Source organism: Tenacibaculum aiptasiae (assembly GCF_965221665.1).
Taxonomy (GTDB): Bacteria; Bacteroidota; Bacteroidia; order Flavobacteriales; family Flavobacteriaceae; genus Polaribacter; species Polaribacter aiptasiae.
Genome location: NZ_CBDCSN010000002.1, coordinates 215,198 through 228,656, shown reverse-complemented (window position 1 = coordinate 228,656; position 13,459 = coordinate 215,198). Strand labels below are relative to the sequence as shown.

The 13,459-nt window shown below is 34.5% G+C and carries 24 protein-coding genes; all 24 read left to right on the top strand.

The annotated features are described in order from the left end of the window. The first annotated feature begins 1 nt into the window (after position 1). Positions 2-2,119 carry an elongation factor G gene (fusA, locus tag ACOQN8_RS01405; RefSeq protein WP_235273064.1) on the top strand — a complete coding sequence of 706 codons (2,118 nt, stop codon included), beginning with the start codon at positions 2-4 and terminating at the stop codon, positions 2,117-2,119. Between the two features lie 12 nt (positions 2,120-2,131). After that, positions 2,132-2,437: a 30S ribosomal protein S10 gene (gene rpsJ, locus ACOQN8_RS01400; RefSeq protein WP_024740605.1), complete on the top strand. Its 306-nt coding sequence runs from the start codon at positions 2,132-2,134 to the stop codon at positions 2,435-2,437. Positions 2,438-2,726: 289 nt separating this feature from the next. Beyond that, positions 2,727-3,344 (top strand): 50S ribosomal protein L3, encoded by a 618-nt coding sequence (gene rplC / locus ACOQN8_RS01395; RefSeq protein WP_150900311.1) that lies wholly within the window; start codon positions 2,727-2,729, stop codon positions 3,342-3,344. Further along, entirely contained in the window at positions 3,344-3,973 is a 630-nt protein-coding gene (gene rplD / locus ACOQN8_RS01390; protein ID WP_150900310.1) for a 50S ribosomal protein L4, read from the top strand. Before rplC ends, rplD begins: the two co-directional genes overlap by 1 nt. An 8-nt stretch (positions 3,974-3,981) precedes the next feature. Further along, entirely contained in the window at positions 3,982-4,272 is a 291-nt protein-coding gene (rplW, locus tag ACOQN8_RS01385; protein WP_150900309.1) for a 50S ribosomal protein L23, read from the top strand. Positions 4,273-4,283: 11 nt separating this feature from the next. Then, positions 4,284-5,108, top strand: a complete 825-nt coding sequence (rplB, locus tag ACOQN8_RS01380) for a 50S ribosomal protein L2 (protein ID WP_235273056.1) — start codon at positions 4,284-4,286, stop codon at positions 5,106-5,108. Positions 5,109-5,111: 3 nt separating this feature from the next. Next, positions 5,112-5,390 (top strand): 30S ribosomal protein S19, encoded by a 279-nt coding sequence (gene rpsS / locus ACOQN8_RS01375; protein ID WP_150900307.1) that lies wholly within the window; start codon positions 5,112-5,114, stop codon positions 5,388-5,390. A 10-nt stretch (positions 5,391-5,400) separates the two neighbouring features. Beyond that, a complete protein-coding gene (rplV, locus tag ACOQN8_RS01370) occupies positions 5,401-5,805 on the top strand; it encodes a 50S ribosomal protein L22 (protein WP_150900306.1) in 405 nt (134 codons plus the stop codon). Between the two features lie 11 nt (positions 5,806-5,816). After that, entirely contained in the window at positions 5,817-6,539 is a 723-nt protein-coding gene (gene rpsC / locus ACOQN8_RS01365) for a 30S ribosomal protein S3 (protein ID WP_150900305.1), read from the top strand. 22 nt (positions 6,540-6,561) lie between these two features. Continuing rightward, positions 6,562-6,993 (top strand): 50S ribosomal protein L16, encoded by a 432-nt coding sequence (rplP, locus tag ACOQN8_RS01360; protein WP_150900304.1) that lies wholly within the window; start codon positions 6,562-6,564, stop codon positions 6,991-6,993. A gap of 11 nt (positions 6,994-7,004) precedes the next feature. After that, positions 7,005-7,196: a 50S ribosomal protein L29 gene (gene rpmC / locus ACOQN8_RS01355; RefSeq protein WP_150900303.1), complete on the top strand. Its 192-nt coding sequence runs from the start codon at positions 7,005-7,007 to the stop codon at positions 7,194-7,196. 18 nt (positions 7,197-7,214) lie between these two features. Further along, positions 7,215-7,472 (top strand): 30S ribosomal protein S17, encoded by a 258-nt coding sequence (rpsQ, locus tag ACOQN8_RS01350; RefSeq protein ID WP_028890734.1) that lies wholly within the window; start codon positions 7,215-7,217, stop codon positions 7,470-7,472. A gap of 1 nt (position 7,473) precedes the next feature. After that, positions 7,474-7,842 carry a 50S ribosomal protein L14 gene (rplN, locus tag ACOQN8_RS01345; protein ID WP_150900302.1) on the top strand — a complete coding sequence of 123 codons (369 nt, stop codon included), beginning with the start codon at positions 7,474-7,476 and terminating at the stop codon, positions 7,840-7,842. A gap of 12 nt (positions 7,843-7,854) precedes the next feature. After that, positions 7,855-8,163: a 50S ribosomal protein L24 gene (gene rplX / locus ACOQN8_RS01340; RefSeq protein WP_150900301.1), complete on the top strand. Its 309-nt coding sequence runs from the start codon at positions 7,855-7,857 to the stop codon at positions 8,161-8,163. 2 nt (positions 8,164-8,165) lie between these two features. Continuing rightward, complete coding sequence (gene rplE, locus ACOQN8_RS01335) at positions 8,166-8,717, top strand: 50S ribosomal protein L5 (protein ID WP_150900300.1); 552 nt, start codon at positions 8,166-8,168, stop codon at positions 8,715-8,717. A gap of 3 nt (positions 8,718-8,720) precedes the next feature. After that, positions 8,721-8,990, top strand: coding sequence for a 30S ribosomal protein S14 (gene rpsN / locus ACOQN8_RS01330; protein ID WP_091891535.1), 270 nt, complete (start codon positions 8,721-8,723; stop codon positions 8,988-8,990). 394 nt (positions 8,991-9,384) lie between these two features. Further along, entirely contained in the window at positions 9,385-9,783 is a 399-nt protein-coding gene (gene rpsH / locus ACOQN8_RS01325; protein WP_150900299.1) for a 30S ribosomal protein S8, read from the top strand. A gap of 15 nt (positions 9,784-9,798) precedes the next feature. After that, complete coding sequence (rplF, locus tag ACOQN8_RS01320; RefSeq protein WP_235273053.1) at positions 9,799-10,344, top strand: 50S ribosomal protein L6; 546 nt, start codon at positions 9,799-9,801, stop codon at positions 10,342-10,344. Between the two features lie 19 nt (positions 10,345-10,363). Further along, positions 10,364-10,714 carry a 50S ribosomal protein L18 gene (gene rplR / locus ACOQN8_RS01315; RefSeq protein ID WP_150900297.1) on the top strand — a complete coding sequence of 117 codons (351 nt, stop codon included), beginning with the start codon at positions 10,364-10,366 and terminating at the stop codon, positions 10,712-10,714. Positions 10,715-10,722: 8 nt separating this feature from the next. After that, a complete protein-coding gene (gene rpsE, locus ACOQN8_RS01310) occupies positions 10,723-11,247 on the top strand; it encodes a 30S ribosomal protein S5 (RefSeq protein WP_150900296.1) in 525 nt (174 codons plus the stop codon). Positions 11,248-11,258: 11 nt separating this feature from the next. Next, positions 11,259-11,441 (top strand): 50S ribosomal protein L30, encoded by a 183-nt coding sequence (gene rpmD / locus ACOQN8_RS01305; protein WP_150900295.1) that lies wholly within the window; start codon positions 11,259-11,261, stop codon positions 11,439-11,441. Positions 11,442-11,455: 14 nt separating this feature from the next. Continuing rightward, positions 11,456-11,905: a 50S ribosomal protein L15 gene (gene rplO, locus ACOQN8_RS01300; protein ID WP_150900294.1), complete on the top strand. Its 450-nt coding sequence runs from the start codon at positions 11,456-11,458 to the stop codon at positions 11,903-11,905. Between the two features lie 12 nt (positions 11,906-11,917). After that, positions 11,918-13,237: a preprotein translocase subunit SecY gene (gene secY, locus ACOQN8_RS01295; RefSeq protein ID WP_272150113.1), complete on the top strand. Its 1,320-nt coding sequence runs from the start codon at positions 11,918-11,920 to the stop codon at positions 13,235-13,237. A 1-nt stretch (position 13,238) separates the two neighbouring features. Next, the gene (gene infA, locus ACOQN8_RS01290) at positions 13,239-13,454 is read left to right on the top strand and encodes a translation initiation factor IF-1 (RefSeq protein WP_068206835.1); all 216 of its coding nucleotides are present in this window, start codon (positions 13,239-13,241) and stop codon (positions 13,452-13,454) included. Positions 13,455-13,459 lie beyond the last annotated feature (5 nt).

The following is a 13,459-nucleotide window of genomic DNA, read 5'->3' as shown; positions in this document are numbered from 1 at the left end:
AATGGCTAGAGATTTAAAATTTACAAGAAATATAGGTATTGCTGCTCATATTGATGCAGGAAAAACTACAACTACTGAGCGTATCTTGTTTTATACAGGAGTTTCTCATAAGATTGGAGAGGTTCACGATGGTGCATCTACGATGGACTGGATGGAGCAAGAAGCAGAAAGAGGTATTACAATTACTTCAGCTGCTACTACTTGTGAGTGGAAGTTTCCAATTGAAAATGGACAACCTACTCCTGATACAAAAGGATATCACTTTAATATAATTGATACTCCTGGTCACGTTGATTTTACTGTAGAGGTAAATCGTTCGTTACGTGTATTAGATGGTTTAGTATTCTTATTCTCTGCTGTTGATGGTGTAGAGCCTCAGTCAGAAACAAACTGGCGTTTAGCTGATAACTATAAAGTTCCTCGTATTGGATTCGTTAATAAAATGGATCGTCAAGGAGCTAACTTCTTAGAAGTTTGTCAGCAAGTAAAAGATATGTTAAAGTCAAATGCAGTGCCAATCGTATTAAATATTGGTGATGAAGCTGACTTTAAAGGAATTGTAGATTTAGTAAAGAATCGTGCTATTGTATGGCATGATGATAACTTCGGATCTACTTTTGATGTTGTTGATATTCCAGAGGAATTAAAAGAGGAAGCTGCTGAATTAAGAGCGAAATTAATCGAAGAGGTAGCTGCTTATGATGAGAATTTATTAGAGAAATTCATGGAAGATGAAGACTCTATTACAGAAGAGGAAGTACACGCTGCTTTACGTGCTGCTGTAATGGATATGTCTATTATTCCTATGGTTTGTGGATCGGCATTCAAAAATAAAGGAGTTCAGTTCTTATTAGATGCTGTATGTCGTTACTTACCTTCTCCAACAGATAAAGAAGCAATTTTAGGTACTGATCCTAATACAGGAGAAGAGATTGCTCGTAAACCAGATGTAAAGGAGCCATTTGCTGCTTTAGCATTTAAGATTGCTACAGATCCTTTTGTAGGTCGTTTAGCTTTCTTCCGTGCATATTCTGGTCGTTTAGATGCAGGTTCTTACGTGTTAAATAATCGTTCTGGTAAAAAAGAGCGTATCTCTCGTATTTACCAAATGCACTCTAATAAGCAAAATGCTATTGAGTTTATTGAAGCTGGAGATATTGGAGCAGCTGTTGGATTTAAAGATATCAAAACAGGAGATACTTTATCTGCAGAAAAAGCACCAATTGTTTTAGAATCTATGGATTTCCCAGATCCAGTAATTGGTATTGCTGTTGAGCCTAAAACTAAAGCTGATGTAGATAAATTAGGTTTATCTTTAGCTAAATTAGCAGAAGAAGATCCTACATTTACAGTAAGAACAGACGAAGCTTCTGGACAAACTATTATCTCAGGAATGGGAGAGTTACACCTTGATATTATTGTTGATCGTTTAAAGCGTGAATTCAAAGTAGAGGTTAACGAAGGTCAACCACAAGTAGAGTACAAAGAAGCTATTACAGCTACTGCTGAACACAGAGAGGTTTATAAGAAACAATCTGGTGGACGTGGTAAGTTTGCTGATATTGTATTCAAAATGGAGCCAGCAGATGAAGGTGTTCAAGGTTTACAATTTGAATCTATAATTAAAGGAGGTAACGTACCAAAAGAATTTGTTCCTTCAGTAGAAAAAGGATTCAAAGAGGCAATGAAGAATGGTCCTTTAGCAGGATACGAGATGGATTCAATGAAAGTTACATTAGTAGATGGATCTTTCCACCCTGTAGATTCTGATCAGTTATCATTCGAATTAGCTGCGAAATTAGGTTATAAAGCTGCTGCAAAAGCTGCAAAAGCTAAAATAATGGAGCCGTTAATGAAGTTAGAAGTGTTAACTCCAGAGGAGAACATGGGAGACATCGTAGGAGATTTAAATAGAAGAAGAGGTCAAGTAAACGACATGAGTGATCGTGCTGGATCTAAAGTTGTAAAAGCATTAGTGCCATTATCAGAAATGTTTGGTTATGTAACTGCTTTAAGAACTATGTCTTCTGGTAGAGCAACTTCTACAATGGAATTTTCTCACTATGCAGAAACTCCTTCAAATGTTTCTGAAGAAGTAATCGCAAAAGCTAAAGGTTAATAAGATATTAAGATGAGCCAAAAAATTAGAATTAAATTAAAATCTTACGATTACAACTTAGTAGATAAATCTGCTGAGAAAATCGTAAAGACAGTAAAGTCAACTGGAGCTGTAGTAAACGGTCCAATTCCTTTACCAACAAATAAAAAGATTTTTACAGTATTACGTTCACCACACGTAAACAAAAAATCTAGAGAGCAATTTCAATTATCTGCTTACAAAAGATTATTAGACATCTATAGTTCTTCTTCAAAAACTATTGATGCTTTAATGAAACTTGAGTTACCAAGCGGTGTTGAAGTTGAGATTAAAGTATAAGTAAATTATGAACTTTCGGTTTAATTTTGTTAAACCGAAAGTTTTTTTTACTTTTGCACACCGAAATTTCATATTTCGTGGTGTACGAATTCTGGTGATTATCAGAATTTAACATGTCCTGAGGGTTTCGCGAAGGAAAAACGGTAAAAAAACAAATTCAGAGTGAAGGCGTTTTTCGCTCTTTTTTTTTGAGAAAACCAAAGGAAAAACTGAAACTTTTGTTTCAAACAATTATTATTAATAGACGCGCTGGATAAAAAAGAAATCTATCGTCTTAAAATTAACAAATATGTCTGGGTTAATAGGTAGAAAAGTAGGTATGACCAGCTTATTCGATGAGAACGGGAAAAATATTCCTTGTACTGTTATCGAAGCAGGGCCATGCGTAGTTACCCAAGTCAGAACCGAAGAAGTTGACGGATACAATGCGTTACAACTAGGTTTCGATGACAAAAAAGCAAAAAGCTCTAATAAAGCTTTAGATGGACACTTTAAAAAAGCTGGTACATCTGCTAAGAAAAAAGTCGTTGAATTTCAAGGTTTTGATGGAGAGTACAAATTAGGAGATTCAATTACTGTAGATTACTTCACTGAAGGAGAATTTGTAGATGTTTCTGGAATCTCTAAAGGTAAAGGATTTCAAGGTGTTGTTAAACGTCACGGATTTGGTGGAGTTGGACAAGCAACTCACGGTCAACACAACCGTTTAAGAGCTCCTGGTTCGATTGGTGCTGCATCTTACCCTGCAAGAGTATTCAAAGGAATGCGTATGGCAGGTCGTATGGGTGGAGACAAAGTAAAAGTTCAAAATTTAAAAGTATTAAAAGTGGTTGCTGATAAGAATCTTATCGTAGTAAAAGGAGCTATTCCTGGTCACAAAAATGCTTTTGTAACTATCGAGAAATAATGAAAGTAGCAGTTTTAGATATTACAGGGAAAGATACTGGTAGAAAAGTTGAGCTTTCTAACGAAGTATTCGGAATTGAGCCAAATGATCACGCAATCTATTTAGATGTTAAGCAATATTTGGCAAATCAAAGACAAGGTACTCATAAATCGAAAGAAAGAGCTGAAATAGCTGGTAGTACAAGAAAGATTAAGAAGCAAAAAGGAACTGGTACTGCACGTGCAGGTTCTATCAAGTCTGGAGTTTTCAGAGGTGGTGGACGTATGTTTGGGCCAAGACCAAGAAACTATTCTTTCAAATTAAATAAAAACTTAAAGCGTTTAGCACGTAAGTCTGCTTTAAGTATTCAAGCAAAAGATAGCAATTTAGTAGTTGTTGAAGATTTCAATTTTGAAGCTCCAAAAACTAAAGAGTTTATCAATGTTTTAAAAGCTTTAGGATTAGAGACTCAAAAGTCTTTATTTGTGTTAAGTGAAGAAAGTAAAAATGTTTACTTATCATCTCGTAACTTAAAAAAATCTAAAGTAGTAAATGCTACAGGAGTTAACACTTATAGCGTATTAAACGCTAACAAAGTAGTTATTTCTGAAAGCTCTTTAGAAGGAATTCAATCTAATTTAAGTAAATAGGGAACAAAATGAGTATTTTAATAAAACCTATTATTACGGAAAAAGCAACAAACGATAGCGAGGTATATAACCGTTATGCATTTGTAGTAAATAAGAAAGCTAACAAAGTAGAAATCAGAGGAGCTGTTGAGGCTGCTTATGGTGTAGCAGTTACTTCTGTTAAAACTATGAACTATCCTATTCAAAGAACTACTAAATACACTAAGAAAGGTTTAGTAACTGGGATAAAAAGTGGATACAAGAAAGCAATTGTTCAGTTAGCTGAAGGAGAAATTATTGATTTTTATAACAATCTTTAAGAAAAGACAGAATGTCAGTTAGAAAATTAAAACCAATAACACCAGGTCAGCGTTTTAGAGTTGTAAATGGGTTCGACACCATTACTACTGATAAGCCGGAGAAATCTTTATTAGCTCCGAAAAAAAGATCTGGAGGTCGAAACAATCAGGGTAGAATGACAACACGTAACATCGGTGGAGGTCATAAACAAAAATACCGTATTATTGATTTTAAAAGAGATAAGCAAGGTATCCCTGCAACAGTAAAAACTATCGAGTACGATCCAAATCGTACTGCATTTATTGCATTAGTTAGTTATGCTGATGGTGAAAAGCGTTATGTAATTGCACAAAACGGATTAAAAGTAGGTCAAACGATCGTTTCAGGTAAAGACGTAGCTCCAGAAGTTGGAAATGCTATGTATTTAAGTGAAATTCCTTTAGGTACTACTATTTCTTGTATCGAGTTACGTCCAGGACAAGGAGCTGTTATGGCTCGTTCAGCTGGTTCATTTGCTCAATTAATGGCAAGAGATGGAAAGTATGCTACAGTGAAGTTACCTTCAGGTGAAACAAGATTAATCTTATTAACTTGTATGGCTACTATCGGAGTTGTTTCTAACTCAGATCATCAATTATTAGTATCTGGTAAAGCAGGTAGAAGTAGATGGTTAGGTAGAAGACCAAGAACTAACCCAGTTAGAATGAATCCAGTTGATCACCCAATGGGTGGTGGTGAAGGGCGTTCTTCAGGAGGACATCCAAGATCTAGAAACGGTATTCCAGCTAAAGGATTTAAGACTAGATCTAAGACTAAAGCTAGTAATAAGTATATTATAGAACGTAGAAAGAAATAAGACATGGCAAGATCATTAAAAAAGGGACCTTTCGTTCACTATAAACTAGAGAAAAAGGTGTTGGCAAACGTTGAAACTGAGAGCAAATCAGTTATCAAAACTTGGTCAAGAGCAAGTATGATTACTCCAGATTTCGTTGGTCAAACAATTGCAGTTCACAACGGACGTCAGTTTGTACCAGTTTACGTTACAGAAAACATGGTAGGTCATAAATTAGGCGAATTTTCACCAACACGTTCTTTTAGAGGGCACGCTGGTGCAAAAAATAAAGGAAAAAAATAAGTAGGAAATTATGGGAAGTCGTAAACATAACATGGCAACACAGTTAAAAGAAGCTAGAAAGTCTAGAGCTTTCGCTAAAATAACTAATTGTCCTACATCACCAAGAAAAATGCGCTTGGTAGCGGATTTAGTAAGAGGAGTAGAGGTTGAAAAAGCTTTACAAATCTTAAAGTTTAGTCCAAAAGAAGCATCTCGTAACTTAGAAAAGTTATTATTATCAGCTATTGCTAACTGGCAAGCTAAAAATGAAGATGCAAGTATCGAAGATGCTGGATTATACGTAAAGTCAATCTGTGTAGATAGCGCAGGTATGTTAAAAAGATTAAGACCAGCTCCACAAGGTCGTGCACATAGAATTCGTAAGCGTTCTAATCACGTAACTTTAGAGTTAGGTGCTAAAAATAACAGTAATTAATCAAAGTAGAAATGGGACAAAAAACAAATCCAATAGGAAATCGTTTAGGAATCATCAGAGGATGGGAATCTAACTGGTATGGTGGAAATGACTACGGAGATAAATTAGCTGAAGACGATAAAATAAGAAAGTATATTAATGCTAGATTATTTAAAGCAAGTGTATCTCGTGTAATTATTGAGCGTACTTTAAAGCTTGTAACCGTTACTATCACTACTGCACGTCCAGGTATCATCATTGGTAAAGGAGGTCAAGAGGTAGACAAATTAAAAGAAGAGCTTAAGAAAATTACTAGTAAAGAAGTTCAAATTAACATTTTCGAAATTAAGCGTCCAGAATTAGATGCTAAATTAGTAGCAGCTAGTGTAGCTCGTCAAATCGAAAACAGAATTTCTTACAAGAGAGCAACAAAAATGGCTATCGCAGCTTCAATGAGAATGAATGCAGAAGGGATTAAAATCCAATTATCTGGTCGTTTAAACGGAGCAGAAATGGCACGTTCTGAACATTATAAAGAAGGAAGAATTCCTCTTTCTACTTTTAGAGCAGATATCGATTATGCACTTGTTGAAGCACATACTCAATACGGAAGAATCGGTGTTAAAGTATGGATTATGAAAGGTGAGGTTTATGGAAAGCGTGAATTATCTCCATTAGTAGGATTATCTAAACAAAAAGGTAACTCTAACAAAGGTGGTGGTAATGGAAAGCGTCAACCTCGCAGAAGAAAATAATTTTTAAAATTAGAAATTAAAAATGTTACAGCCAAAAAGAGTAAAATACCGTAAGGTACAGAAGGCCAAAGGTAATATGAAAGGTAACTCTAATAGAGGAAACCAACTTTCTAACGGAATGTTTGGAATCAAATCATTAGACCAAGACCTATTAACCTCTCGCCAAATAGAGGCAGCTCGTATTGCGGCAACTCGTTATATGAAAAGAGAAGGGCAACTTTGGATTAAAATATTTCCAGACAAACCTATTACTAAGAAGCCTTTAGAGGTACGTATGGGTAAGGGTAAAGGTGCTCCAGATCATTTTGTTGCTGTTGTAAAACCAGGTAGAATTTTGTTTGAAGTTGGTGGTGTACCAATGGATGTTGCAAAAGAAGCTTTACGTTTAGCAGCTCAAAAACTTCCAGTAAAGACGAAGTTTGTTATCGCAAGAGATTTTGATTTTAACGCTTAATTCTAAAAGACATGAAACAATCAGAAATTAAAGAATTATCTATCGCAGACTTACAAGAAAAGTTAGGAGCGTTAAAGAAGAATTATACGGATCTTAAGATGGCTCACGCCATAACTCCATTGGAAAACCCATTAGAGTTACGTAGCTTAAGAAGAACTGTGGCAAGAATTGCTACAGAGTTAACCAAAAGAGAATTACAATAATTCTAGTCAGTTTTAAAGATGGAAAAAAGAAATCTTAGAAAAGAGAGAATAGGTGTTGTATCTAGTAACAAAATGGAGAAATCTATAGTTGTTTCTGAGGTAAAAAGAGTAAAGCACCCAATGTACGGTAAGTTCGTATTAAAAACGAAAAAGTACGTTGCACATGACGAGAATAACGATTGCAACGAAGGAGATACTGTAAGGATAATGGAAACACGTCCTATGAGTAAATCTAAGCGTTGGAGATTAGTAGAAATCCTAGAAAGAGCTAAATAATATGTTACAGACAGAATCAAGATTAAGAGTCGCAGATAACACTGGAGCAAAAGAAGTTTTAGTGATTAGAGTTTTAGGAGGAACAAAAAAGCGTTACGCTAGCGTTGGAGATAAAATTGTAGTAACTGTAAAGTCTGCAACTCCAAACGGAACTGTAAAGAAAGGTCAAGTATCTCGTGCAGTTGTTGTTCGTACTAAGAAGGAAATTAGACGTAAAGACGGATCATATATCAGATTTGATGATAATGCTTGTGTTCTTTTAAATCCTACAGAGGAAATGAGAGGAACTCGTGTATTTGGTCCTGTTGCCCGTGAATTACGTGATAAGCAATTTATGAAGATAGTATCATTAGCACCTGAAGTGCTTTAAATCGACATTAAGATGAAGAAGTTCAAAATCAAATCAGGAGATACTGTTAAAGTATTAGCAGGAGATCACAAAGGATCGGAAGGAAAAGTTTTACAAATCCTTAAAGATAAGGATAGAGTTTTAGTAGAAGGTGTTAACATGGTGTCTAAGCACACTAAACCTAGCGCTGCTAATCCTCAAGGAGGAATTGTAAAGAAAGAAGCTCCATTACATATATCAAACGTTGCTTTAGTTGAAAACGGTGAAGCAGTAAGAGTTGGTTACAAAATGGATGGAGATAAGAAAGTAAGATTTTCAAAAAAATCAGATAAAGCAATATAACCATGAGTTACGTACCAAGATTAAAAGAAGAGTACAAGAGCAGAGTTATCAAAGCTCTTACTGATGAATTTGGTTATAGCAATATAATGCAAGTGCCTAAATTACAAAAGATTGTTGTAAGTAAAGGTGTAGGTGCAGCTATAGCAGATAAGAAGTTAATTGAATATGCTGTTGATGAGTTAACTACTATCACAGGTCAAAAAGCAGTTCCAACAATTTCTAAGAAAGACGTTGCAAACTTCAAATTACGTAAAGGAATGCCAATTGGTGCAAAAGTTACGTTAAGAGGTGATAAAATGTTCGAATTTTTAGATAGATTAGTTACAGCTTCTTTACCACGTGTAAGAGACTTTAACGGAATCAAAGCTAACGGTTTTGATGGTAGAGGTAATTACAATTTAGGAATTACTGAACAAATCATCTATCCTGAAATTAATATTGATCAAGTAAAAAAGATTAGTGGTATGGATATTACTTTTGTAACATCTGCAAACACTGATAAAGAAGCTAAATCATTATTAGGAGAATTAGGTTTACCATTTAAAAAGAACTAAAAGATGGCTAAAGAATCAATGAAAGCGCGTGAGCGCAAAAGAGCTAAAACGGTAGCTAAGTATGCAGAAAAGAGAAAAGCTTTAAAAGAAGCTGGAGACTACGAAGCATTACAAAAATTACCAAAGAATGCATCACCAATTAGAATGCACAATCGTTGTAAATTAACTGGTCGTCCAAAAGGATATATGCGTCAGTTCGGAATTTCACGTGTAACTTTCCGTGAAATGGCTAACCAAGGATTAATTCCAGGAGTAAAAAAAGCAAGCTGGTAGACAGCACGTTTTTATAAATTAAAAAAGGTATATAGCAGTAAAATGCTATATGCCTTTTTTGCTTTTTCTATAATTATATACCATAGATTACTCGGCTTAATTTAAGTTGAAAATAGACAAAAATTAGACCTGATTTACTCCAATAAATTAAGAGTCAAAATGATAAGATTTAAAAACGTTTGAATTTTAAAAAAAATATGTATATTTGCACTCTGTTTTTTATAGGGTAAATTATGTCTTGTAAGTAACTGTTAATAAATTAGCAAAGCCTTATAAGTGATTTATTTCTGAAAAACAAAAAATGAATATTAACTGGTTTCAGGTTCAGTAACAACTTTTTTAAAAAGAAAATTATTGTAAGTTATTGAAAACCAAAGCCGCAATTTAATTAATTATGTATACAGATCCAATCGCGGATTTTCTTACTCGAGTGAGAAATGCTATTGCAGCAAATCACAGAGTAGTTGAAGTTCCTGCTTCAAAGTTGAAGAAGGAAATGACGAAGATTTTGTTCGATCAAGGTTACATTTTAAGTTATCAGTTCAATGACGATAAAGTACAAGGAACTATTAAGATAGCTTTAAAATACGATCGTGACACGAAAGAATCAGTAATCAGAAAAATTCAAAGAATTTCAACACCAGGTTTACGTAAGTACGTTGGCGCTAAAGAAATGCCAAGAGTATTAAACGGATTAGGTATTGCTATCGTTTCTACATCTAAAGGTGTAATGACAAACAAAAAAGCAAGACTTGAGAATGTTGGTGGAGAAGTTTTATGTTACGTTTACTAAAAAACATTTTGTAAGATGAGTAGAATAGGAAAAAATCCAATCGCATTACCACAAGGTGTTGAAGTAAAAGTAGACGGAAACGTGGTTACAGTAAAAGGTAAATTAGGTGAGTTAACTCAAGAGTTAAAATCTGATATTACTGTAAAAATCGAAGATGGTACTTTAACAGTTGAAAGACCATCAGATAGTAAAGACCATAGAGCAGCTCACGGTTTATATCGTGCATTAATCAACAATATGGTTGAAGGTGTTACTAAGGGATATACTAAAGAATTAGAGTTAGTAGGTGTTGGTTATAGAGCATCTAACCAAGGGCAAAAATTAGATTTAGCTTTAGGTTTCTCTCATAACATAGTATTAAATTTAGCTCCAGAAGTTAAGGTTGAGACAGTATCTGAAAAAGGTAAGAATCCAATCGTGAAATTAACTTCACATGACAAACAATTAGTTGGTCAAGTTGCAGCGAAAATCCGTTCTTTCCGTAAGCCAGAGCCTTACAAAGGAAAAGGAATTAAGTTTGTAGGAGAAGTATTAAGAAGAAAAGCAGGTAAATCTGCATAATAAATTAAGAGAAATTATTATGGCATTATCAAAGCTTGAAAGAAGACAACGAATTAAGTATAGAATTAGAAAAGTTGTTACAGGAACAGCTGCTAAACCAAGATTATCAGTTTTTAGAAGTAACAAAGAAATCTATGCTCAGTTAATTGATGACGTAGCTGGAGTAACTTTAGTATCAGCTTCATCAAGAGATAAAGGAATTGCATCTGGTTCTAAAGCAGAGGCAGCTACAGCAGTAGGTAAATCGATTGCTGAAAAAGCAGTTAAAGCTGGCGTTGAAACAGTTTCTTTCGATAGAAATGGTTTTTTATACCACGGTAGAGTTAAAGTATTAGCAGATGCTGCTAGAGAAGCTGGTTTAAAATTTTAAGAAATTATATTATGTTAGGATATAAAAACGTAGAAAGAGTAAAACCAAGCGGATTAGAGCTTGTAGATAAATTAGTTGGTGTACAACGTGTTACTAAAGTAACTAAAGGAGGTAGAGCATTTGGATTCTCTGCTATCGTAGTTGTTGGAGATGGTAACGGTGTTGTAGGTCACGGATTAGGAAAGTCTAAAGATGTTGCTTCTGCAATTGCTAAGGCAGTAGAAGATGCAAAGAAAAATTTAGTACGTATTCCTATTTTAGATGGAACTTTACCTCACGAACAAAAAGGTAAGTTTGGAGGAGCAAAAGTTTTTATTAAACCAGCTTCACATGGTACGGGAGTTATTGCCGGTGGTGCAGTACGTTCAGTATTAGAATCAGTTGGTATTAAAGACGTATTATCTAAGTCTCAAGGATCTTCTAACCCACATAACGTAGTAAAAGCAACTTTTGATGCTTTATTACAGTTACGTAGTGCAGCTACTATTGCTAAGCAAAGAGGTATTTCTTTAGAGAAAGTTTTTAACGGTTAAAATTTAAGACGATGAGTAAAATTAGAGTTACACAAGTAAAAAGTCAAATCGGTCGCCTTAAAAATCAAAAGAGAACTTTAGAGGCATTAGGATTACGAAGAATGAACCAAACAGTAGAGCACGAGGCAACTCCTTCTATTATTGGTATGGTAAATACAGTTAAACACTTAATTTCTGTAGAGGAAGTTAAATAAGACAATATATAATCATGAGTTTACACAACTTAAAACCAGCAGAGGGATCTGTTAAGAAAGTTAAGAGAATTGCACGTGGTGAAGGTTCTGGTAAAGGTGGTACTGCTGCTAGAGGTCACAAAGGAGCTAAGTCTCGTTCTGGTTATTCTCGTAAAGTAGGGTTTGAAGGAGGTCAAATGCCACTTCAAAGACGTGTACCTAAATTTGGATTCACAAACATTAATCGTAAAGAGTATGTTGGTGTTAATTTAGACAAATTACAAGGATTAGTAGATAACGGAAAAATTACAGATACAGTTAATTTAGACGTTTTAGTAGAAAATCGTTTAGCTCGTAAAAACGACTTAGTAAAAATATTAGGTGGTGGAGAATTAAAAGCTAAATTAAATATAACTGTACATAAATTTACTGCATCAGCAAAAGCGGCTATCGAGGCTGCAGGTGGTGAGGCAGTTACCTTATAAGAATTGTAAATGATGAATTTTATAAATACTTTAAAAGATATTTGGAAGATAGAAGAGTTAAAATCTAAATTAATTTTAACCTTAGGTTTAATTGCTGTTTACCGTTTTATGGCGGCAGTTCCATTACCTGGAATTGACCCTACACAGTTATCAGCTTTACAAGACAGTACTTCCGAAGGTCTTTTAGGTTTATTAAACGCATTTACAGGTGGGGCATTTGCTAGAGCGTCGGTTATGGCACTTGGTATAATGCCTTATATTTCAGCATCTATTGTAGTTCAGTTAATGGGTATTGCAGTGCCATATTTACAAAAATTACAAAAAGATGGAGAAAGTGGACGTAAGAAGATTACGCAAATAACAAGATGGCTTACGATTGCTATTACATTGTTTCAAGCACCAACCTATATTGGTATTATTCAAAACCAAATGGGATTAGGACCTGAAGCATTTTTAGTAACAGGAGTTCAATTTTGGGTGTCATCAATTATTCTTTTAAGTGCAGGAACAATTTTTGCAATGTGGTTAGGAGAGCGTATTACTGATAAAGGAGTTGGTAACGGTATATCGTTATTAATTACTGTTGGTATTATTGCTAACTTCCCAGCTGCTTTTGTTCAAGAATTACTTTCTAAGCAAACAGCAGGAGCTGGAGGGATAATGATGATATTAATCGAATTAATAGTTTGGTTTGTAGTAATCTTGTTAACCGTATTATTAGTTACAGCAGTACGTAAAGTAGCAGTTCAGTATGCACGTCGTACAGCAGTTACAAACATTAAAGATGTTGATGGTGCTCGTCAGTACATTCCATTAAAATTGAATGCAGCTGGAGTAATGCCAATTATTTTTGCACAAGCTATTATGTTTTTACCAGTAGCTTTAGGTCAAAAATTCCCAGCATTAAATAGTTTGACTGATAATTTCGGGTTATGGTACAATGTTATATTTGCTTTCTTAATTATTGTTTTTAGTTATTTTTATACGGCGATTACAATCCCAACAAACAAAATGGCTGAGGACTTAAAGAGAAGTAATGGTTTTGTTCCTGGATATAAACCAGGAGAAGAAACAGCTAACTTTTTAGATTCAGTGTTATCAAAAATAACATTACCAGGATCTATCTTTTTAGCAGCGTTATCTATTTTACCTGCAATCATTGTTAAGTTTGGAGTTACTCAAAACTGGGCAATGTTCTTTGGAGGAACTTCTTTAATCATTATGGTTGGAGTTGCAATAGATACCATTCAGCAAATCAATTCGTATTTATTAAACAGTCGTTATGATGGTTTAATGAAAACAGGTAACAGTAACAGAAAATCGTTAAAATAGTATGGCTAAGCAACCAGCAATTCAACAAGACGGAACCATTACAGAAGCATTATCAAATGCAATGTTTCGAGTGGAATTAGAGAACGGACATATTGTTACGGCTCACATTTCAGGAAAAATGCGTATGCATTATATCAAATTATTACCTGGAGATAAGGTAAAATTAGAAATGAGCCCATACGATTTAACTAAGGCAAGAATTACTTACAGATATTAAAAAAA